We start from the raw sequence: 20,269 nt of genomic DNA, 5'->3' as shown, positions 1-20,269 counted from the left end.
TCAGTTGTGTAAGTCTGTATCAGGGGGTTGAATTCTGATTTTTGGGTGAGAAATGTGGCTCCGCCTGATAAATCAGCCTCTTTTACTTGTTCCTTTACGGCAAACGGCCGACAATTTGCCAAAGCACTGGTAAAAATGGAGACGCCTATGACTACCCCCTGGTTTGTTGCAGCCGACTGGCTTGCTGAACATATCGATGACCCGGAAATACAAATCATTGACGCCCGTATGGCTCCCCCCGGACAAGAAGACCGTGACGTTGCGGGCGAATACCGTTCAGGGCACATTCCCGGCGCTGTTTTTTTCGATATCGAAGCGCTCTCCGACCATACCTCGCCATTGCCGCACATGATGCCGCGCCCGGAAGCTTTCGCCGTGGCGATGCGCGAACTGGGTGTCTTTCAGGATAAACATCTGGTGGTTTATGACGACGGCAACCTCTTCTCTGCGCCGCGAGCGTGGTGGATGCTCCGCACCTTCGGAGTGGAAAATGTCTCTATTCTCGCCGGTGGTCTGGCAGGCTGGCAGCGTGAAGAATTGCCGTTGCAGGAAGGGGAAGCCGCCTGGTCTGAAGGGGAGTTTGAGGTTAAATTCACCCCAGAGGCGGTCGTGCGTTTGACCGATGTACTGCTGGCCAGCCACGAAAAAACCGCCCAGATTGTCGATGCCCGCCCGGCGGCACGATTCAATGCAGAAGTCGACGAACCACGCCCAGGCTTGAGACGCGGTCACGTTCCCGGCGCGCTAAACGTACCGTGGAGTGAGCTGGTCCGTGATGGCGAGTTAAAAACGACTGACGAGCTGGACACTATTTTCTTCAGCCACGGGGTGAGTTTTGACAGACCGATCATCGCAAGTTGCGGTTCAGGCGTCACGGCGGCCGTGGTGGTTCTGGCGCTGACTACGCTCGGCGTGCAGAACGTTGCGCTGTATGACGGTGCGTGGAGTGAATGGGGCGCTCGCGCCGATTTACCGGTAGAGCCGACAGAAGCTAAATAAATCCTGAGTTATTCTCTTATTTTGCCCACAAAAAAACCGCTCATTTAAGCGGTTTTTTTGTGCTGGTCCGGTTCGCGGCCTTTCCAACTGGCTTGTGTTGCCAATGCAACGCAGGCACACCGTAGTGAAATAATACTCCCTTTTAAGGGAGATGATGTCAAGTTAATTAGCCAGATAACTATTCAATAGTTGATGTATTATTCTTCCCGGCCCTTTCCGCCGCTTCGCAAACGGGCACTGGCTTTAGGGAAGGATGTCCAATGACCGTAAACGCAGGCGCACCGTAGTGCTTGCTGTCACGGCATTATCGCCAGTGGTAACGCTGTGATGCGGTCTTCGCATGGACCGCACAATGAAGATACGGTACTTCTGTATCGTGCTTGTTGTTTCTGGTGCGTTGTGTCTTCACGGAGATCAGAATTACCCAGGTAATTCTATTTTCGTAACGCCCTACGCCCAGAGCAAGTAAGCGAGGATGCCGCCCTTCGGGGCGGCTTTCCTTTGTTTAAATAATCCGATTTTGTTTAAAATCGCGCAGGAACCCGCCCCAGCGGCGCTCGTAGAACGGCGCAATGTGCTCAGTAATAAAGTGGCTGATCCCTTTCTCGCCTTTCACCACCTGACAGATATCGATCGGTTCATCGCCCGGTAACGTGTCGGTCGCCACGCTGCCTGCCGCCTGAATAATCTCCTCAATATCGCCATCCGCTTCAATACCAATCAGCAGGTTGGGTTGTGCCTCTGCGCTATCTTTGATCGAACAGAGGAACGCTCTTTTTACCGGTTTAATGGTTTTAAACAGCGTTGTCAGCGAATCAATCATCTGCGCGGGCGGTTCTGCCACTTCAGACAGGATCAACGACTCTCCCCCTTCCAGTACCTCCTGGGTACTCAGCGGATTGCCTTCTTCGCCGATCAAATGGCTGATTTCACGCGGCATAAACTCTTTGCCCGTCGGCAGTTTGGCATTGAGAAAAAGCGTCTCGCCCAGCGTCATTTCAAATAAGGTACGCACTGGCATCACCACAAATGCCTGCTCCTCTTCCACAGCCTGCTGCAATGCTTCAAGCGAGGTGAAAAACGGGATTACCGTGGTGCCGTCTTCTTTTTCCCAGTGCTGCAAATCCAGCGCGCTGTCTTCAACAATCGCTTCGCCTTCTGCAGCGGTGCCCGGAACCCAGACAGTAGACTCCAGTAAAGTACGGAAAAATGCCGGACGATGCGCGGGCTCGGTGGCCGCCTTCTCCAGCAGGGTTTCTAATTCATTTTTTGTTTCAGACATAGAGATCACAAATTATATATGGATTGTAGGCCTGATAAGACGCACTGCGTCGCCATCAGGCAAAATGCCGGGTGGCGCTTCGCTTACCCGGCCTACAAAAACACCGTTCAGGCAGTCAGTAGATTAGCAATCGTGCGGACACCCAGTCCTGTTGCTCCTGCGGACCACTGCTCCACAGGTGCCTTACGGTAGGTTGCGGAGCAGTCGATATGCAGCCAACCTTGCTGGTAGTTCTCCACAAAATGCGACAGGAACCCCGCCGCCGTACTCGCCCCTGCCGGGTACGCCGCACTGGCAGTGTTGTTCAGTTCCGCAAAGTTAGACGGCAACTGGCTACGGTGGAACTCAGCCAGCGGCAAACGCCAGAACGGCTCGTTTTCTGCCGTCGCGCTCGCCAGCAGGCGCCCCGCCAGTTGATCATCAAAGCTGAACAGCGCGTGATAGTCATTACCCAACGCGGTTTTCGCCGCACCCGTGAGCGTCGCGGCATCAATGAGCAGCTCCGGTTTTTGCGCACAGGCATCAATCAACCCGTCCGCCAGAACCAGTCGCCCTTCTGCGTCCGTGTTCATGATTTCAACGTTTTTGCCGTTGCGATAACGAATAATATCGCCCAGTTTGAACGCATTGCCGCTGATCAGGTTATCTGCACAGCACAGGTAGAGCTTCACACGTTTGTTCAGACCACGGGTGATGGCAAACGCCAGCGCGCCGGTCACCGTTGCCGCACCGCCCATATCGGACTTCATTGAGTCCATAAACGCGCTCTGCTTGATGCTATAACCACCGGAATCAAAGGTGATCCCTTTACCGACCAGGCAGGCATACACCGGCGCTTCTTTGCTGCCCGTCGGATTGTAATCCAGCGCCAGCAGGACTGGCGGACGTTCGGAACCACGACCCACCGTATGCAGACCCATATAGTTCTGCTCGCGCAGATCTTCGCCTTTGGTAATGCGATAAGAGACGTGGTCGCACGCCACGCGGCACAGCAGATCTACCGCACGCTGCGCCAGTTGTTCCGGCCCGAGCTCTTCCGCTGGCGCGTTAATGGTATCGCGCACCCAGTCGATAATGGTCACACGGTTATCCAGCTCCTGACGTTGCGCGTCCTCCAGATCTGGCCATTCAACTTTACGGCTGCCTTTCGGCGCTTTGTAACCCTGCCAGAATGCCCAGCAGCGATCCGCATCCCAGCCTTCTCCGGTCAGCTGTACATGTTTGATACTCAGACCGTCGATTTTACGCGCCGCGCGCTGGAGCACACCAAGGTCGTCTTTCCCATTGAGATGCAGGGTAATGCCTTCATTATTAATGCTGTATGTCGCTTTTTCTCCCCAGCGAGCGTCAGCAGGTTGCGTGGAAAGCGTAATTTTCATGGCTTCTGTCATTGTTATTTTCCTTATTCGCACATAATTCGCACATACAGAAAAACGGGCCACCCGTGGGCAGCCCGTTTACTTATTCAGCTTCGTCCAGCCAGATCAGCAGGATGGCTTCAAGAATTTTTTCGTTTGATGCCTGCGGGTCATCATCGAAATCTTCCAGCTCGCAGATCCATTGATGCAGGTCGGTGAAACGAACGGTTTTTGGGTCAAGGTCGGGGAAGGCATCATACAGCGCTTCGCCAATCTCGCGGCTATCAGTCCACTTCAGTCCCATACTACCCTCTGTTAATGCTCACGCGCATGATTGATTGTGTAACGTGGGATTTCGACCACTAAATCTTCGTCAGTGACGCGCGCCTGGCAGCCTAAACGACTCTCCGGCTCCAGTCCCCAGGCCTTATCCAGCATGTCGTCTTCGTCTTCCGTGCTTTCGGCCAGGGAGTCGAAACCTTCACGCACGATGCAGTGACAGGTCGTGCAGGCACAGGATTTTTCACAGGCGTGTTCAATCTCGATACCGTTACGCAGGGCAACATCGAGAATGGTTTCTCCGCGATCCGCTTCCAGAACTGCGCCATCGGGACAGAGATCCTGATGAGGCAGAATAACAATCTTTGGCATATTAAACCTCGTCCACGGATTGGCCTTTCAACGCGCTACGGACCGACTGGTCCATGCGGCGAGCGGCGAATTCCTGGGTTTGTTTGTCTACGTTTTTAATGGCTTGTTCAATGGCGTCAACATCATCGCCCTGTGCAACCACGCTCAAGTGCGCGGCGGCATCGTCGATAACCTGACGCTCTGCGGCGCTGAGCAACGCGGCATCCGCAATGAGCGCGCTGGTCAAGCTTTCCAGCACGCGTGCAGCTTCGACTTTTTGCTCTGCCAGCATACGGGCTTTTACATCCTGCTCGGCAAAGCTCATGGAGTCCTGGATCATGGAGGCGATTTCGCTGTCCGTCAGGCCGTACGAAGGCTTAACCTGGATAGACGACTCGACGCCGGTGGATTTCTCCATCGCGGTGACGCTCAGCAAACCGTCGGCATCGACCTGGAAAGTCACGCGAATATGCGCCCCACCCGCAGGCAGCGCCGGAATTCCTCGCAACGCGAAGCGTGCCAGCGAACGGCAATCCTGCACCAGTTCACGTTCGCCCTGCATCACGTGGATAGACATGGCGGTCTGACCGTCTTTAAAGGTGGTGAAGTCCTGCGCACGCGCCACCGGAATCGTGGTGTTGCGAGGGATCACTTTTTCCACCAGGCCGCCCATGGTTTCAAGACCCAGCGACAGCGGGATCACATCCAGCAGCAGCATTTCGCTGTCCGGCTTGTTACCAACCAGAATATCGGCCTGGATTGCAGCGCCGATGGCGACCACTTTATCCGGGTCGATCGAGGTCAGCGGCGGACGACCAAAGAATTCGCCCACCCGTTCACGCACCAGCGGCACACGAGTGGATCCCCCGACCATCACCACTTCCAGCACATCCTGCGCCTCAACACCGGCATCTTTCAATGCGCGACGGCAGGCCAGCAGGGTACGCTTGACCAGTGCGGAAATGAGTTCGTTAAACTGTTCGCGGGTAATTTCACCCTGCCATCCCGCCACATTCACGGTGACAACGTCGCTATCGCTGAGCGCGATTTTTGCCGCAATCGCGGCATCCAGCAGTTCACGCTGTACACGGTTATCGCTACGGTCAGCAACACCGGCTTGTTCGCGAATGTAGTCCGCTAGCAGGTGGTCAAAGTCATCGCCGCCCAGCGCGGAATCACCGCCGGTCGCCAGCACTTCGAACACACCGCGACTCAGGCGCAAAATCGAAATATCAAACGTGCCGCCGCCCAGGTCATAAACTGCGATGACGCCTTCTTTACCCGAGTCCAGTCCGTAGGCTATCGCCGCCGCCGTCGGTTCGTTAAGCAGGCGCAGCACATGCAGGCCCGCCAGACGCGCGGCGTCCTTGGTGCCCTGACGTTGTGCGTCATCGAAATACGCCGGAACCGTGATGACGACGCCGTCGAGTTCGCCCGACAGCGATTCGGTTGCCCGCACCGCCAGCGCTTTCAGGATATCGGCAGAGACACGTATCGGATTCAACAATCCTGCCGCGGTTTCGATCATCGGCAAGCCGTTTTCACTTGCCTGAAACTGATATGGCAGGTGCGGATAACGTGCACGAATGTCCGCCAGAGAACGGCCCATCATACGTTTAACTGAGCTGATGGTGTTGGCGGTGTCCAGCGCGGCATTGGTGCGCGCGTCGTAACCGACCGTGTGGCCCTGCTGCTGATAGTGAACCACTGACGGCAACAGATGACGGCCTTCGTGATCGGCCAGCGTTTCCGCCTGGCCGCTACGCACGGTCGCCACTAAAGAGTTGGTAGTGCCTAAGTCGATGCCAACCGCCAGACGACGCTGGTGCGGCGCAGCACTCAGACCAGGCTCACTAATTTGTAATAAGGCCATATTCGCTTCCGAAAATTAAAAATCGAGCAGCTTTTCTTCGAGTTGTTCTGCTGAGCTTTGCAGTTTATCGAGAAAACGCAGTTTACGCACGGTGTCTGCCGCCCTATCCCACGTCTCATTGTCTAACTGTTCCACCATCAGTTGACGGCGGGTCTCAAACATCGTTTTCACACGCTTAATAAAGCTTTCCAGCCGCACTTCGTCTTTCGTCTGTTCGATTTCATCAAGCTCTTCACGCAGTTCGAGCTGTTCCATCAGGAACGCGGTATCGCGCACGGTGTGCTGCTCGCTGGAAAGATCGAAACCGTGCAGTGACAACAGGTATTCGGCACGCATCAAAGGATGGCGCAACGTTTGCCAGGCCTGGTTAATGTTGGCGGAGTGTTGTACGGCAGCGAGTTGCTCCGCCTGAGTGCCGCTGGCGAATTTATCAGGATGATACTGACGTTGAAGATCCTGAAAACGAAGGCTCAGCGCCTGAGTATCGAGTTGATATTGCGCCGGTAAGCCAAAGAGGGTGAAGTAGTCCATAACATTCTCAGGGCAGCGATTCTCTTTCACAGAGAGTCAGGTAAAACAAACCCCACGCGCAGGCGACCACGGTGGGGTTATCGGTAAGCGCGTTACACGTGGAAGCTTTCGCCGCATCCACACTCATCTTTTACGTTCGGGTTAGTGAATTTAAACCCTTCGTTCAGACCTTCTTTCACGAAGTCCAGTTGCGTACCGTCCAGAAATTGCAGGCTCTTGCCGTCGACCACTACTTTTACGCCTTTGTCTTCAAACACGGTGTCTTCAGCCGCCGGTTCATCGACAAATTCCAGTACATAAGCCATACCCGAGCAGCCAGAGGTTCTCACACCCAGACGCAGACCAAACCCTTTACCGCGGTTGGCCAGAAAGGTATTAACTCGCGCTGCTGCACTGTCGCTAAGTGTAATCGACATAACAAAACCTCAACTCTTTTTATTTTGCTTCACGTTTGCTTTTGTAGTCCGCAATGGCGGCTTTAATTGCGTCTTCTGCCAAAATGGAACAGTGAATTTTCACTGGTGGCAGTTCAAGCTCGTCTGCGATGTCTGTGTTTTTAATTGCCTGTGCTTCGTCCAGCGATTTCCCTTTTACCCATTCGGTGACCAGGGAGCTGGAGGCAATGGCGGAACCACAGCCGTAAGTCTTGAAACGCGCGTCTTCAATGATACCTTCATTGTTGACTTTAATCTGCAACTTCATCACGTCGCCACAGGCTGGTGCACCCACCATACCGCTGCCCACGTTCTCGTCGCTGTTGTCAAAAGAACCCACGTTACGTGGATTCTCGTAATGATCGATTACTTTTTCGCTGTAAGCCATGATGAATTCTCCTTATCGGTACCGATTAATGATGTGACCATTCGATGCTGTTCAGATCCACGCCCTGCTTGAACATGTCCCACAGCGGAGAAAGTTCACGCAGACGACCAATGGATTTGCGAACCAGATCGATGGTGTAATCAATTTCTTCTTCGGTAGTAAAACGACCTAAAGAGAAACGGATAGAGCTATGTGCCAGCTCGTCGGTCATCCCCAGCGCACGCAGCACATAGGATGGCTCGAGGCTTGCAGACGTACAGGCGGAACCGGAAGAGACGGCCAGATCTTTCAGCGCCATAATCAGCGATTCGCCTTCAACATAGTTAAAGCTGACGTTAAGAATGTTCGGCGCGCCCTGCTCGAGATCTCCGTTCAGGTAAACCTCTTCCATATCTTTCACGCCGTCCCACAGACGGTTACGCAGACCACGCAGGCGCGCCATCTCGGTTTCCATCTCTTCTTTCGCGATACGGTAAGCTTCACCCATGCCGACAATCTGGTGAACAGGCAGCGTACCGGAACGCATACCGCGCTCGTGACCGCCGCCGTGCATCTGTGCTTCGATGCGGATACGCGGCTTACGACGTACGTACAGCGCGCCGATGCCTTTCGGACCATAGATTTTGTGGCCGGAGAAGGACATCAGGTCCACTTTCAGCTGGCTCAGATCGATAGGCAGTTTGCCCACGCTCTGGGTCGCATCAACGTGGTAGATGATGCCGCGCGCACGGCACATTTCGCCGATCGTCGCGATATCCTGCACCACGCCGATTTCGTTGTTCACGTGCATAATAGAAACGAGGATGGTGTCGTCACGCATCGCCGCTTCAAGTGCTTTCAGGTCGATAATACCGTTGCTCTGCGGCGCCAGGTAGGTCACTTCAAACCCTTCGCGCTCCAGCTGACGACAGGTGTCCAGCACAGCTTTGTGTTCGGTTTTGCTGGTGATGATGTGCTTGCCTTTTTTCTGATAAAAGTTGGCTGCACCTTTGATCGCCAGGTTGTCGGATTCGGTTGCACCGGAGGTGAAAACAATTTCACGCGGGTCGGCACCCACCAGGTCAGCAATCTGATTACGGGCGATATCAACCGCCTCTTCAGCATGCCAGCCAAAACGGTGTGAACGGGAAGCTGGGTTACCAAAGTTTCCGTCCAGAGTCAGACACTGCATCATTTTCTCGGCAACACGCGGATCCACCGGCGTGGTTGCGGAGTAATCGAGATAAATCGGTAATTTCATTGCTCTTAAACTCCGTACATCACTCAATGCAAGGAGTCAGGCAACCGGCTGGATGTACGACCGCGTTAACGGGATGTGGCACACCCCGGCCTGACTCTGAATTCTTTTTATCTTTACGCTAACTGTTTCTGGTTTCAGCAAGGTGGCAAACTTGTGAGTCCCCAGGAGCTTACATTAAGTAAGTGACTGGGGTGAACACGTGCAGCCAACACGGATGCAACCCGAAACAAAATTAGGCGCGCAACTTCACGTTGATTGCGTCTTGTGTACGACTACTGCGCGGGGTGTCATGGGTGTGCTGACGACCAGACACATCCAGCACTTCCTTGTTATTCACCAGTTCGCCCAGGGTAATATTGTTGAGGAAACCGGTCAGGCGGTCACTCAAATCACGCCACAGCGCATGCGTCAGGCACTTATCGCCGCCCTGACAACCGCCTTTGCCCTGGCAACGGGTCGCATCAACCGACTCGTCAACAGCGCTGATCACTTCACCTACTGCGATGCTGCCTGCATCTTTGCCCAGCAGATAACCACCGCCAGGTCCACGTACGCTGGAAACCAGACCGTTTTTCCGCAAACGCGAAAACAGCTGTTCCAGATAAGAAAGGGAGATTCCCTGACGTTCAGAAATATCAGCCAACGGTACCGGGCCCGCTTCAGAGTTGAGCGCAACGTCCAACATTGCGGTCACGGCATAGCGCCCTTTAGATGTCAGTCTCATGTCTTACTTAACCTCAAACTCGCCCCTGCCCGGGGTTTTTATTGTAAAATGGGGGTATTGCATAGCAGGGCCAAGTCTGACATTCCTGACTAAATTGGTCAACTATTTACTTGACTGATTTAGTCAGGTATTTAACCTTCAGTGCCATTTTCATCTGTCGGATGCCGCTTCGCTGATCCGACCTTACGGCGCACTTACTTTCCTTTATTCTGCTGCTCAATCGACGCCAGAATCCCGCGCAGAATATTTAACTCCTGGCTTTCCGGACGCGCGCGCGTAAACAGACGGCGCAATTTGTTCATCACCTGCCCCGGATGGCCTTCACGAATAAAGCCGGTTGCAAGCAGCGTTTGCTCCAGGTGACCATAAAAACGTTCCAGATCGTCCACCAGCGGATACGGCGTCTCTTCATGTTCCACTGCGTCGCCGGATTCCTGCGTGGCCAGCCAGGCCATACGCACTTCATAAGAAATGACCTGTACCGCCATCGCCAGGTTGAGCGAACTGTATTCCGGATTAGCGGCAATGGCGACGTGGTAATGGCATTTTTGCAGTTCTTCGTTGGTCAGGCCAACACGCTCGCGACCAAACACCAACGCCACCGGGGTATTCGCGGCTTCGGCTACGCTTTTTAAACCACATTCACGCGGATCGAGCATCGGCCACGGCAGCGTACGAGAACGTGCACTGGTGCCTACGACCAGGCTACATCCCGCCAGCGCTTCATCCAGCGTGTCAACGATTTGCGCATTGCCGATCACGTCGCTGGCGCCCGCCGCCAGGGCGATGGCCTGGGAGTCCGGTTTTACCAACGGATTCACCAGCCACAGATTGGTTAGCCCCATGGTTTTCATTGCGCGGGCAACAGAGCCCATGTTGCCCGTGTGGGAGGTTTCCACCAGTACAATTCGAATATTTTGCAGCATTGTCTTTCTTCAGCTAAAGATTATTCGGCCATATTATCATAAATCGAAGACATATTCCGATCCCACTGCTATACTCTGCGCCGTTTTCCCGTTCTTTAACATCCAGTGAGAGAGACCGATGCATCCGATGCTGACCATCGCCGTGCGCGCAGCGCGCAAGGCGGGTAATGTAATTGCCAAACACTACGAAACCCCAGACTCTGTAGAAACCAGCCAGAAAGGCAGCAATGATTTCGTGACTAACGTCGATAAAGCCGCCGAAGCGATTATTATCGAAACGATCCGCAAATCTTACCCTCAGCACACCATCATCACCGAAGAAAGCGGTGAACATATTGGTGAAGATTTGGATGTTCAATGGGTTATCGATCCACTGGATGGCACCACTAACTTCGTAAAACGCCTGCCGCACTTCGCGGTATCCATCGCAGTACGCATTAAAGGTCGTACTGAAGTCGCCGTTGTTTACGATCCAATGCGTAACGAACTGTTCACCGCCACTCGCGGTCAGGGCGCACAGCTGAACGGTTACCGTCTGCGCGGCAGCACCGCTCGCGATCTGGATGGCACCATTATCGCCACCGGCTTCCCGTTCAAAGCCAAACAGCACGCTCCTTCTTATATGAAGATTCTCGGCAAAATGTATACCGAATGCGCCGACTTCCGTCGCACCGGTTCCGCTGCGCTGGATCTGGCCTATGTTGCCGCCGCTCGCGTTGACGGTTACTTCGAAATCGGCCTCAAGCCGTGGGATTTTGCCGCAGGTGAACTGATTGCCCGTGAAGCAGGCGCGCTGGTGTGCGACTTTACCGGCGGTCATAACTATATGACGACCGGCAACATCGTTGCAGGCAACCCACGCGTCGTGAAAGCTATGCTGGCGAACATGCGTGAAGAACTGAGCGAGGCGCTGAAGCGCTAATCTGTTGTTGTGCCGGAGACGTCTTATCCGGCCATCAATGCATACCGTTCACGTAAGCCGGATAAGGCGTCAGCCACTATCCGGCTTTTTTAAAACGGTCGTAATCCCCTTCCCACCGGCACCGCACTCACCCACATTACTACGGCAGCAACAATCAAAACCGCACCACCGGCTAATGCCAGCGTTGTCCAGCCAACCTGTCGCCATAATACCGGCGCTCGGTTACCACTCAACTTGACCGCCAGCGTACGAAAACTGTGCACCAGCAAGGCCAGAGAGGTTATCGTTAAAGAGGTGCCTGCCGCCATCGCCAGCGCCGACGCCATTCCCCAACTAAAGACGCCAATCACTTTGCTGAACAACAGCACCATGATCGCGCCAGAACAGGGACGCATCCCCATCGACAGAATAATCATCAGCCGGGCGCGCCAGTCATCCCCGCTCTGCATCTGTTCAGGATTGGGCAAATGCTGATGTCCACAACCACAGTTTTCATGATGCACATGATGCGGCGCGAAGGCGGTAAATTTCGGTCGACGCAGCAGCATGCGTAATTTTTTCAACGCCCGCCAGCACAGCAAAATACCCAGTACGCCAACCAACGCATAACTCCCTTTCTCCAGCCAGAAACTGCTCATATGCAGTTGCCGCGCGGGCAGTTGCAGTACCGTTAGCACCACAACCACCAGCCCAATCGCCACCAGTCCCTGTAATAAGGAAGAGGCCAGCGTCAGGCCGATACTGGATTTCAGCTTTGAGGGATGTGTCGCCAGCCAGGTGGTGATCACCACTTTTCCATGCCCCGGTCCCAGCGCATGCAGCACGCCATACGTAAAACTAAACAACAGTAGCGAACCACCTGCCTGTGCCGGGTTCTCCGCCACCGCTTTCAGCAAACCGCTTATCTGCTGGTTCACTTCTCGTTGCCAGAGAATGCTTTTCACCATCACCTGCGGCCAGTTCTGCCACAAGCAATATCCGCCGCCGACGGCCAGTAATACGAAGAGCGCCAGCGGCCACAGTGCCCACCAACGTCGCGGGCGACGACGTAATGAGTACATTACTGACATGTCAGCGTCACCTTCTGTGCAAACTGTTGACCCAAATTCATATCCTCCGGCGGGGCATCTTCTTTATCGAGCGACTGGGCAAAGCTCAGCGTCTCTTCATTGGGCATCGGCGTGTGCATCGCTATCTGGCACTGCATGCTCAACGTCTGCGGCAACGTCGCATCGCTGTCCTTTTCATAGCTCATGTCCACGTAGTAGCTGGGGTCAAACGTGGAAATGAGATAGGTCTGTCCGGTAAGCGGTTGCGGCTGGGACAGAGGCAAAACGAACGTCAGCACCGCCTGGTGTTCCTCACGCTCCATACCATATTCCGTCGGGCGATTTTTAAACTTCACCTTTTGTCCGCGATGCCAGACCTCGGTGAAGTAGTGCTGCCCAAGTACGTTGGCCATCACTTCCGCCGCCAGCTTTTTCCAGATTTCATCACCGGGTTTCGCATTGCCCGCATCATAAAGCAGATCGGCAGAAGTGATTTCGTCCATCGTCCAGCGCATTTTCAGCGCCACGAACTGGTCATTTTCGCTAACGATCTCTGTTTGCAGACGAATAAAGCTGTGGGGATGCGCTCCGGCTCCAAACGACAGGACCGCGAGAAACAACGTTACGGCAATACATTTAACGCGTTGCATGAGTTCTCCACGAGAAAAATCCAGACCGCCACGGAAATGACGTCGTTGGCGAAAGTGCTGTGAGGATATCATTGAACGAAAAAATGTTGAGCACCGTTTTCCGGTCTCGATTCAGTTCTCAATTCTGAAACTTTCTTTTCTGACGGTGAAACGAAAACGGCGTCATGAACGCGTTAACTTATGTCAAATGATAATAAATTGTTAATATATGATTTCATTTCAATGTTTTATTAACAATAAATTTAATCACGTGAATACCAATGCATTCAAATTTAACCAAACAATAACAGTGAATTATCGATAAATTTACAAAAATGGGCATAGATCACATTTATAAAATCTATGATTCATTCCCTCTTCCCTTCGTTGTTAACCTCACGCCGTGACATGCCCTGCCCCCTACTAAAGGTACAACGATGAAATTCAAACTCGCATTACTCAGTGCAACCCTGGTTTCTGCATGCATGTTGTCCGGCACGTCCTTTGCGGCGGAAAAATATGAGATTGCTGTGGTTGCCAAAGTCACCGGTATTCCCTGGTTTAACCGGATGGAAACCGGCGTCAATGAAGCAGCAAAAAAACTGGATGTGAACGCCTACCAGACCGGTCCTTCTACGCCGGATCCGGCGCAGCAGGTGAAAGTGATTGAAGATCTGATCGCCAAAAACGTCAATGCGATCATCGTGGTACCGAATGATGCCAAAGTCCTTGAGCCGGTACTGAAAAAAGCGCGCGATAAAGGCATCGTCGTCCTGACGCACGAATCCCCGGACGAGCACATCGGTCAGTGGGATATCGAAACCATCGACAGTGAAAAATACGCGCAGGCCAACGTCGATGAGTTGGCGAAAAATATGGGTGGTAAAGGGGGTTATGCCATCTATGTCGGATCGCTGACGGTGCCGTTGCATAACGCGTGGGCTGACTATGCGATTAAGTATCAAAAAGAAAAATACCCAGAGATGTTCGAAGTTACCTCACGCCTGCCGGTCGCAGAGAGTATCGATAAGTCCTACTCCACAACGCTTGACCTGATGAAAACCTATCCGCAGATGAAGGGCATTATTGGTTTCGGTTCGCTGGGACCAATCGGTGCAGGACAGGCGGTGCAGAAAAAACGCGCCAAGGATAAGATTGCCGTCGTCGGTATTGCCATGCCAGCACAGGCTGCACCTTACCTGATGCGCGGCGATATCAAAAAAGCGCTGCTGTGGGATCCGAAAGACGCGGGCTACGCGCTGGTCACGGTTGCTGACCAACTGTTACAGGGCAAAGAAGTCAACGCCGATCTGAGCATTGATGGTTTAGGGAAAGCCGATATCGACATGGAGAAGAAAGTGATCCGCTTTAACAAGATCCTCGAAGTCACCAAAGACAACGCACAATCACTCGGTTTCTAAGGCCTTAGCCAACACCAGGGAACCTCACGCCGACCGCCTGGTCGGCGTTATCCACAACACTAACACTCAGCGTCCACCAGGACGCTCGCAGGGGTATTGTCCATGACAGACACCACCGCATTTATCACCCTTGAGAATATCAGCAAACAATTCCCGGGCGTGCTGGCGCTGGATAACGTGAATCTGACGCTGAAAAAAGGCGAAGTTCACTGTCTGGCGGGCCAAAACGGCTGCGGCAAGAGCACCATCATTAAAGTGATCTCTGGCGTCTATCACCCTGAAAAAGGGGCGCAGATTTTACTCGACGGCAAATTGTTCCATCACCTGACGCCACAGCTTTCTTCACATTACGGCATTCAGGTTATTTACCAGGATTTGTCATTGTTTCCCAATTTTAGCGTCGCGGAAAATATTGCGGTAAATCGCTACCTGCCCGGTGGCGATATCTGGGTGCGTCGCGGTGCCATGAAGCAGCAGGCGTTGGCCGCAATGAAGCGCATCGGCGTGACGATCGATCCCGATAAAAAAGTCGAGAAACTCTCCATCGCTGACCGTCAGCTGGTGGCTATCTGCCGCGCGATTGCCGCCGACGCACGTCTGGTTATCATGGATGAACCTACCGCCTCGTTAACCCGACAGGAAGTCAACGGCCTGCTGCGGGTGGTTAATGAACTGAAAGCCGCCGGAATCTGCGTGGTGTTTGTCAGCCACCGTCTTGATGAAGTCATGGAAGTAGCAGACCGCATTAGCGTCATGCGCGACGGTAAACTGGTGGGCACTTTCCCTGCCAGCGAGCTGGACAGCAACGAACTGGCCTTCCTGATGACCGGACAGCGCTTCCACTACAGCCCGCTGCCAGAGAAACCGGCCATTGAGCAGGAACCGCTGCTGGAGCTGCGCGACCTGAGTCGTCGAGGAAAATACCAGAACATTAATCTGTCGCTGCACAGCGGCGAGATTGTCTCGATTGTCGGCCTGCTTGGCGCCGGGCGTACCGAGCTTTGCCTCAGCCTGTTTGGCATGACGCCCCCGGAAAGCGGTGAAATACGTATTAACGGTCAGCCCGTCCAGCTTCGCAATAATCACGATGCCATCAAACACGGGATCGGTTATGTCTCGGAAGATCGCCTGACCCAGGGGCTTATCATGGAGCAGTCGATCTACGACAATACCATCGTGACAATATTCGACAAACTGCATACCCGCAGCGGTCTGCTCGATCACGGCAAAGCGCAACAACGTGTTGCCGACCTTATCCGCGAACTGAATATTAAAGTGTCCGATCCGCACCTGCCGGTTAAAACGCTTTCCGGCGGAAATGCTCAGCGCATCGCGATTGCCAAATGGGTAGCAACCCATCCGCGCATTCTGATCCTTGACTCCCCCACCGTTGGCGTCGATATCGCCAACAAAGAGGGCATTTACCAGATTGCCCGCGATCTGGCCGAACAGGGGATGGCGGTGCTGATGATTTGCGATGAAATTCCGGAAGCGTATTACAACAGCCATCGCGTGCTGGTGATGCGTCGCGGCAAACTGGTGGCGGAATTTAATCCTCATCACTGTCGTGAAGAGGAGATTGCTGAAGTGGTCGAGGTAATCAATGAATAGTCTGCGTTTCTCTCGTTTAATCGGGCAACATGAATTCTGGCTGGGGCTGCTGGTGGTTGCCCTCGCCGTCGGCCTGAGCGTCAGCACCGATGAGTTCCTGTCACTGGGGAACCTGACGGATGTTGCCACCAGCTACGCCATACTCGGCATCCTCGCCTGCGGGCTGTTTGTGGTGTTGATCTCTGGCGGTATCGACATCTCATTTCCGGCCATGACCGCCATAGCCCAGTATGCGATGGCCAGTTGGGTTATCGGCCACGGCGGCAACTTCGCGCTGGCGCTGGTTATCGCCATTGCCGTCGGGCTGCTGCTCGGGCTTATCAATGGTTTTCTGGTCTACTGGCTACGCGTTCCGGCGATCATCATTACCATCGCCACGCTGAACGTCTACTACGGTCTGCTGGTTTACACCACCAAAGGCACCTGGCTGTACGGCTTCCCGGACTGGTTTATGAACGGCATCAACTGGTTCTCGTTCACCGCGGCGGACGGCTACGACTACGGCCTTACCCTGCCCCTGTTGTGCCTGGCAGCGGTGATTATTTTTACCGCCGTGCTGATGAACTATACCCGCCTCGGTCGCCAGGTTTACGCCATGGGCGGCAACCGCGACGCGGCGTCACGCCTGGGACTGAATCTGCTGAAGCTACATTTCTATGTGTATGGCTACATGGGCATTCTGGCGGGCGTTGCCGCCGTGGTGCAGGCGCAGATCACCCAATCCGTCGCGCCCAACTCTCTGCTCGGCTTTGAGCTAACGGTGCTGGCGGCAGTGGTACTCGGCGGTACCAGCATGAGCGGTGGGCGCGGTACGCTCACCGGTACGCTGCTGGGCGTTATTCTGCTGGCCTTCTTACAAAACGGTCTGACGCTGCTGAGCGTCTCCTCTTACTGGCACACCGTTTTCAGCGGCGCCATTATTCTGGTCAGCATTAGCGCCACGGCCTGGAACGAAAAACGCAAACTGGCAAGGGAGCTTTGAGATGAAAACGTTCGCCAGATTTTTACCCGGTGATGCCATCATTCGTCTGCAATGCGTGATTATTATCGTCGTGGCGCTGGTCTTCTCGGCCCTGCTCGGCAGCCGTTTTTTCAGCGTCGCCAACTTCCAGTCCATCGGCTCGCAGTTACCGATCCTCGGGATGCTGGCACTGGGAATGGGTATGACCATGCTGACCGGCGGCATTAACCTGTCGATTATCGCCGGGGCTAACGCCTGCTCACTGGTGATGGCGGCGGTGATCGTCACTCATCCGGATAACCCACTGTTTCTGGTTCTCGCCCTGCTGGCGGGTGCCGCCGTGGCGGTTGCCATTGGCACGCTGAACGGCGCGCTGATCGCCTGGGTCGGCGTCTCGCCTATTCTCGCCACGCTCGGCACGATGACGCTGATTTCCGGGCTTAATATTCTGCTCTCCAACGGGACGGTCATATCCGGGTTCCCGGCCGCGATTCAATACCTCGGTAACGCCACGATTGCTGGTATCCCTGTGGCGCTGTTGCTCTTTTTGCTGGTGGCCATCTTGCTGTGGGTTCTGCTGGAGCACACCACGCTGGGACGCAGCCTTTACCTCGTCGGCTCCAATGAACAGGCGACCCGCTATAGCGGTGTAAATACGGTTCGGGTGCAGATTTCCGTGTACGTCATTTCTGCCCTGCTCGGCTGGGTTGCCGCCATTCTGATGATGGCAAAATTCAACTCGGCAAAAGCCGGATACGGTGAATCATACCTGCTGGTCACCATCCTTGCCTCCGTACTTGGCGGCATCAACCCGGATGGCGGCTTCGGGCGCATTATCGGCCTGGTGCTGGCGCTCATTGTGCTGCAAATGCTGGAAAGCGGCCTTAACTTGCTGGGGGTCAGTAGCTATCTGACGATGGCGCTCTGGGGCGCGGTGCTGATCCTCTTTATTGCATTACAGAATCGTAAAGCCTGATTTCAGGAGAAAAAATTATGGCAAGTTACTTTATCGGTGTGGATGTAGGAACCGGGAGCGCCCGTGCTGGCGTGTTTGATCTCAACGGCAGGATGGTCGGTCAGGCCAGTCGGGCTATTGAGATTTACCGCCCGCAGGCTGATTTTGTTGAGCAGTCCTCTGATAACATCTGGCAGGCCGTGTGTAACGCGGTTCGCGATGCGATTAACCAGTCAGATATCAACCCGATTCAGGTTAAAGGTCTGGGCTTCGATGCCACCTGTTCGCTGGTGGTGCTGGATAAAGACGGTAAACCACTGACTGTCAGCCCCTCCGGGCGCAGCGAGCAGAACATTATTGTGTGGATGGATCACCGCGCCATCACCCAGGCAGAGCGAATTAACGCGCTGCATCATCGGGTGCTGGACTACGTCGGCGGGATTATTTCGCCGGAAATGCAAACGCCAAAACTGCTGTGGCTGAAACAGCATATGCCCAACACCTGGGCGAATGCGGGCTACTATTTTGACTTGCCTGATTTCCTGACCTGGCGCGCCACCGGGGATGACACACGTTCACTGTGCTCAACGGTGTGTAAATGGACCTATATGGGCCATGAGGACAAATGGGATGCCAGCTATTTCCGCCAGATTGGGCTGGAAGACTTGCTGGAGCACGATGCGGAAAAAATTGGCCGCTACGTAAAAACCATGGGTGAACCGCTCGGTCATGGACTCTCCACGCGTGCCGCCAGCGAAATGGGGCTGATTCCAGGAACCGCGGTCAGCGTATCGATTATTGACGCACACGCCGGTACGCTCGGCACCCTTGGTGCCTGCGGCGTTTCTGGCGAGGTAGCAGATTTCGACCGCCGTGTTGCGCTGATTGGCGGTACCTCCACCGGTCATATGGCAATTTCCAAAGAACCGCGTTTTATCGGCGGCGTCTGGGGTCCTTACTACTCTGCCGTCCTGCCGGAATACTGGCTCAACGAAGGCGGGCAGTCAGCAACAGGGGCGTTAATCGACCATGTTATTCAGTCGCACCCTTGCTACGATACCCTGCTGGCACAGGCAAAATCGCAGGGACAGACCATTTACGAAGTGCTGAATGCGCTGTTGCGCAAAATGGCCGGCGAGCCGGAAGATATCGCGTTTCTGACTCGCGACATGCATATTCTCCCCTATTTCCACGGCAACCGCTCACCGCGTGCAAACCCGACACTCACGGGGGCTATCACCGGACTTAAGCTGTCCCGCACGCCGGAGGATATGGCGCTACAGTATCTGGCGACCATCCAGTCCATTGCCCTGGGGACTCGTCATATCATCGAAACGATGAATCAAAGCGGTTACACCATTGATACGATTATGGCCAGCGGCGGCGGCACCAAAAACCCGATTTTCGTTCAGGAACATGCCAACGCTACCGGCTGCGCCATGCTGCTGCCGGAAGAGAGTGAAGCCATGCTGCTGGGCGGCGCAATGATGGGGACTATCGCGGCGGGCGTATTCGATACCTTCCCTGAAGCGATGTCGGCCATGAGCCGAATTGGTAAAACGGTCACCCCGCAAACCAACCGAATTAAGCAGTATTACGATCGCAAATATCGGGTTTTCCACGAGATGTATCAGGACCATATGAAATACCGCCAACTGATGCAGGAGGAGGCATGAGTGATTCATGGCCTCAGGCCACCCGCGTGTGGCATCTCTACAGTGATGCCCTCGCCGGTCTGCAGCAGCATCTGAATGAGCAGATCTGGCAGTCTTTAATGGCCGAACTGCGTAGCTGCACAGGGAAAATCGTGGTGACCGGCGTGGGCACCTCCGGTATTGCGGCGCGTAAAGTGGCGCATATGCTCGCCTGCGTTGAACGTCCGGCGATTTACCTCAATGCCACTGATGCAGCTCATGGCGACCTGGGTTTTTTACGCACCGATGATCTGGTGATCATGCTTTCACGCGGAGGGAATTCGGATGAACTGACCCGTCTGTTGCCAGGGCTTACCGAAAAAAATGTGCCGATAATTAGCGTGACTGAAAACCCGAACTCAGCCATCGCCAGCGCTTCCAGACTGGTTATTTCCACGGGAGTACAGCGCGAGGCCGATCCGCTGAATATGCTGGCAACCACCTCAATTATTCTGGTACTGGCGATATTTGATGCCGCCTGCGCTTGTCTGATGAGCGAGAGTGGATACTCAAAGGAAACCCTGCTGGCCGTGCATCCCGGCGGTGATGTGGGATTAACGCTGAGCCAGGAACAGAAAATATAGAAAGGGCATTTCTACTCACCTTCCCGACCCCGCCAGCGATTGGCGGTTTTTTTTACCT

General features: G+C 54.3%; 22 protein-coding genes. 9 read left to right on the top strand and 13 right to left on the bottom strand.

Annotation, left to right across the window (positions count from 1 at the left end; genetic code table 11):
• The first annotated feature begins 147 nt into the window (after window positions 1-147).
• Both sseA and timP read left to right on the top strand, forming a co-directional pair.
• Entirely contained in the window at window positions 148-999 is an 852-nt protein-coding gene (gene sseA / locus P2W74_RS06280; RefSeq protein ID WP_276294338.1) for a 3-mercaptopyruvate sulfurtransferase, read from the top strand.
• Between the two features lie 340 nt (window positions 1,000-1,339).
• On the top strand, window positions 1,340-1,468 hold the full coding sequence (timP, locus tag P2W74_RS06275) for a small toxic inner membrane protein TimP (RefSeq protein WP_328517879.1): 129 nt from the start codon (window positions 1,340-1,342) through the stop codon (window positions 1,466-1,468).
• A 36-nt stretch (window positions 1,469-1,504) separates the two neighbouring features.
• Here the strand turns inward: timP and sseB are convergent, their stop codons facing one another.
• The 11 genes from sseB to trmJ all read right to left on the bottom strand — a co-directional run bounded on the left by sseB (window position 1,505) and on the right by trmJ (window position 10,385).
• Entirely contained in the window at window positions 1,505-2,281 is a 777-nt protein-coding gene (sseB, locus tag P2W74_RS06270; RefSeq protein ID WP_192613072.1) for an enhanced serine sensitivity protein SseB, read from the bottom strand.
• Between the two features lie 107 nt (window positions 2,282-2,388).
• Complete coding sequence (gene pepB / locus P2W74_RS06265) at window positions 2,389-3,672, bottom strand: aminopeptidase PepB (protein ID WP_276294336.1); 1,284 nt, start codon at window positions 3,670-3,672, stop codon at window positions 2,389-2,391.
• A 70-nt stretch (window positions 3,673-3,742) separates the two neighbouring features.
• Complete coding sequence (gene iscX, locus P2W74_RS06260; protein ID WP_162379114.1) at window positions 3,743-3,943, bottom strand: Fe-S cluster assembly protein IscX; 201 nt, start codon at window positions 3,941-3,943, stop codon at window positions 3,743-3,745.
• An 11-nt stretch (window positions 3,944-3,954) separates the two neighbouring features.
• Entirely contained in the window at window positions 3,955-4,290 is a 336-nt protein-coding gene (gene fdx, locus P2W74_RS06255) for an ISC system 2Fe-2S type ferredoxin (RefSeq protein ID WP_276294335.1), read from the bottom strand.
• A gap of 1 nt (window position 4,291) precedes the next feature.
• Window positions 4,292-6,142 (bottom strand): Fe-S protein assembly chaperone HscA, encoded by a 1,851-nt coding sequence (gene hscA / locus P2W74_RS06250; protein ID WP_276294334.1) that lies wholly within the window; start codon window positions 6,140-6,142, stop codon window positions 4,292-4,294.
• 15 nt (window positions 6,143-6,157) lie between these two features.
• The gene (hscB, locus tag P2W74_RS06245) at window positions 6,158-6,673 is read right to left on the bottom strand and encodes a co-chaperone HscB (RefSeq protein WP_276294333.1); all 516 of its coding nucleotides are present in this window, start codon (window positions 6,671-6,673) and stop codon (window positions 6,158-6,160) included.
• Window positions 6,674-6,765: 92 nt separating this feature from the next.
• Complete coding sequence (iscA, locus tag P2W74_RS06240; RefSeq protein ID WP_003037681.1) at window positions 6,766-7,089, bottom strand: iron-sulfur cluster assembly protein IscA; 324 nt, start codon at window positions 7,087-7,089, stop codon at window positions 6,766-6,768.
• A gap of 19 nt (window positions 7,090-7,108) precedes the next feature.
• A complete protein-coding gene (gene iscU, locus P2W74_RS06235; protein ID WP_002913991.1) occupies window positions 7,109-7,495 on the bottom strand; it encodes a Fe-S cluster assembly scaffold IscU in 387 nt (128 codons plus the stop codon).
• A gap of 25 nt (window positions 7,496-7,520) precedes the next feature.
• A complete protein-coding gene (iscS, locus tag P2W74_RS06230; RefSeq protein WP_276294332.1) occupies window positions 7,521-8,735 on the bottom strand; it encodes a cysteine desulfurase in 1,215 nt (404 codons plus the stop codon).
• A 232-nt stretch (window positions 8,736-8,967) separates the two neighbouring features.
• A complete protein-coding gene (iscR, locus tag P2W74_RS06225; RefSeq protein WP_276294331.1) occupies window positions 8,968-9,459 on the bottom strand; it encodes a Fe-S cluster assembly transcriptional regulator IscR in 492 nt (163 codons plus the stop codon).
• 194 nt (window positions 9,460-9,653) lie between these two features.
• Entirely contained in the window at window positions 9,654-10,385 is a 732-nt protein-coding gene (trmJ, locus tag P2W74_RS06220; protein WP_276294330.1) for a tRNA (cytosine(32)/uridine(32)-2'-O)-methyltransferase TrmJ, read from the bottom strand.
• A gap of 118 nt (window positions 10,386-10,503) precedes the next feature.
• Here trmJ and suhB point away from each other — a divergent pair, with 118 nt between their 5' ends.
• Window positions 10,504-11,307 carry an inositol-1-monophosphatase gene (gene suhB / locus P2W74_RS06215; RefSeq protein ID WP_276294329.1) on the top strand — a complete coding sequence of 268 codons (804 nt, stop codon included), beginning with the start codon at window positions 10,504-10,506 and terminating at the stop codon, window positions 11,305-11,307.
• An 89-nt stretch (window positions 11,308-11,396) separates the two neighbouring features.
• On the opposite strand, the gene P2W74_RS06210 is transcribed toward suhB, so the two are convergent.
• Together P2W74_RS06210 and P2W74_RS06205 are read right to left on the bottom strand one after the other, a co-directional pair.
• Window positions 11,397-12,377 (bottom strand): nickel/cobalt transporter, encoded by a 981-nt coding sequence (locus P2W74_RS06210; RefSeq protein ID WP_276294328.1) that lies wholly within the window; start codon window positions 12,375-12,377, stop codon window positions 11,397-11,399.
• A complete protein-coding gene (locus P2W74_RS06205) occupies window positions 12,368-13,006 on the bottom strand; it encodes a DUF1007 family protein (protein WP_276294327.1) in 639 nt (212 codons plus the stop codon). Before P2W74_RS06205 ends, P2W74_RS06210 begins: the two co-directional genes overlap by 10 nt.
• A gap of 416 nt (window positions 13,007-13,422) precedes the next feature.
• Between P2W74_RS06205 and P2W74_RS06200 the strand changes: the two genes are divergently transcribed.
• The 6 genes from P2W74_RS06200 to P2W74_RS06175 all read left to right on the top strand — a co-directional run bounded on the left by P2W74_RS06200 (window position 13,423) and on the right by P2W74_RS06175 (window position 20,211).
• Window positions 13,423-14,406, top strand: coding sequence for an autoinducer 2 ABC transporter substrate-binding protein (locus P2W74_RS06200; protein WP_276294326.1), 984 nt, complete (start codon window positions 13,423-13,425; stop codon window positions 14,404-14,406).
• 102 nt (window positions 14,407-14,508) lie between these two features.
• Window positions 14,509-16,017: a sugar ABC transporter ATP-binding protein gene (locus P2W74_RS06195; protein WP_276294325.1), complete on the top strand. Its 1,509-nt coding sequence runs from the start codon at window positions 14,509-14,511 to the stop codon at window positions 16,015-16,017.
• Complete coding sequence (locus P2W74_RS06190) at window positions 16,010-16,999, top strand: ABC transporter permease (RefSeq protein WP_276294324.1); 990 nt, start codon at window positions 16,010-16,012, stop codon at window positions 16,997-16,999. The genes P2W74_RS06195 and P2W74_RS06190 overlap by 8 nt, the downstream gene beginning before the upstream one ends.
• A gap of 1 nt (window position 17,000) precedes the next feature.
• The gene (locus P2W74_RS06185; RefSeq protein WP_203360400.1) at window positions 17,001-17,954 is read left to right on the top strand and encodes an ABC transporter permease; all 954 of its coding nucleotides are present in this window, start codon (window positions 17,001-17,003) and stop codon (window positions 17,952-17,954) included.
• 17 nt (window positions 17,955-17,971) lie between these two features.
• On the top strand, window positions 17,972-19,609 hold the full coding sequence (locus P2W74_RS06180; protein WP_203360399.1) for an FGGY-family carbohydrate kinase: 1,638 nt from the start codon (window positions 17,972-17,974) through the stop codon (window positions 19,607-19,609).
• On the top strand, window positions 19,606-20,211 hold the full coding sequence (locus tag P2W74_RS06175) for a KpsF/GutQ family sugar-phosphate isomerase (protein WP_276294323.1): 606 nt from the start codon (window positions 19,606-19,608) through the stop codon (window positions 20,209-20,211). The genes P2W74_RS06180 and P2W74_RS06175 overlap by 4 nt, the downstream gene beginning before the upstream one ends.
• Window positions 20,212-20,269: the final 58 nt, after the last annotated feature.

It is taken from the genome of Citrobacter enshiensis (assembly GCF_029338175.1).
In the GTDB taxonomy this organism is placed as follows: Bacteria; Pseudomonadota; Gammaproteobacteria; order Enterobacterales; family Enterobacteriaceae; genus Citrobacter_D; species Citrobacter_D enshiensis.
This window is presented reverse-complemented; position numbering and strand designations above follow the sequence as displayed.

Coding starts and splice junctions, on each gene's coding strand:
- P2W74_RS06200 (WP_276294326.1), top strand. CDS start 13,423: ATGAAATTCAAACTCGCATTACTCAGTGCAACCCTGGTTTCTGCATGC.
- sseA (WP_276294338.1), top strand. CDS start 148: ATGACTACCCCCTGGTTTGTTGCAGCCGACTGGCTTGCTGAACATATC.
- iscA (WP_003037681.1), bottom strand. CDS start 7,089: ATGTCGATTACACTTAGCGACAGTGCAGCAGCGCGAGTTAATACCTTT.
- hscA (WP_276294334.1), bottom strand. CDS start 6,142: ATGGCCTTATTACAAATTAGTGAGCCTGGTCTGAGTGCTGCGCCGCAC.
- iscR (WP_276294331.1), bottom strand. CDS start 9,459: ATGAGACTGACATCTAAAGGGCGCTATGCCGTGACCGCAATGTTGGAC.
- sseB (WP_192613072.1), bottom strand. CDS start 2,281: ATGTCTGAAACAAAAAATGAATTAGAAACCCTGCTGGAGAAGGCGGCC.
- trmJ (WP_276294330.1), bottom strand. CDS start 10,385: ATGCTGCAAAATATTCGAATTGTACTGGTGGAAACCTCCCACACGGGC.
- P2W74_RS06185 (WP_203360400.1), top strand. CDS start 17,001: ATGAAAACGTTCGCCAGATTTTTACCCGGTGATGCCATCATTCGTCTG.
- P2W74_RS06205 (WP_276294327.1), bottom strand. CDS start 13,006: ATGCAACGCGTTAAATGTATTGCCGTAACGTTGTTTCTCGCGGTCCTG.
- hscB (WP_276294333.1), bottom strand. CDS start 6,673: ATGGACTACTTCACCCTCTTTGGCTTACCGGCGCAATATCAACTCGAT.
- fdx (WP_276294335.1), bottom strand. CDS start 4,290: ATGCCAAAGATTGTTATTCTGCCTCATCAGGATCTCTGTCCCGATGGC.
- P2W74_RS06180 (WP_203360399.1), top strand. CDS start 17,972: ATGGCAAGTTACTTTATCGGTGTGGATGTAGGAACCGGGAGCGCCCGT.
- pepB (WP_276294336.1), bottom strand. CDS start 3,672: ATGACAGAAGCCATGAAAATTACGCTTTCCACGCAACCTGCTGACGCT.
- iscS (WP_276294332.1), bottom strand. CDS start 8,735: ATGAAATTACCGATTTATCTCGATTACTCCGCAACCACGCCGGTGGAT.
- iscU (WP_002913991.1), bottom strand. CDS start 7,495: ATGGCTTACAGCGAAAAAGTAATCGATCATTACGAGAATCCACGTAAC.
- timP (WP_328517879.1), top strand. CDS start 1,340: ATGGACCGCACAATGAAGATACGGTACTTCTGTATCGTGCTTGTTGTT.
- P2W74_RS06190 (WP_276294324.1), top strand. CDS start 16,010: ATGAATAGTCTGCGTTTCTCTCGTTTAATCGGGCAACATGAATTCTGG.
- P2W74_RS06210 (WP_276294328.1), bottom strand. CDS start 12,377: ATGTCAGTAATGTACTCATTACGTCGTCGCCCGCGACGTTGGTGGGCA.
- P2W74_RS06195 (WP_276294325.1), top strand. CDS start 14,509: ATGACAGACACCACCGCATTTATCACCCTTGAGAATATCAGCAAACAA.
- iscX (WP_162379114.1), bottom strand. CDS start 3,943: ATGGGACTGAAGTGGACTGATAGCCGCGAGATTGGCGAAGCGCTGTAT.
- suhB (WP_276294329.1), top strand. CDS start 10,504: ATGCATCCGATGCTGACCATCGCCGTGCGCGCAGCGCGCAAGGCGGGT.
- P2W74_RS06175 (WP_276294323.1), top strand. CDS start 19,606: ATGAGTGATTCATGGCCTCAGGCCACCCGCGTGTGGCATCTCTACAGT.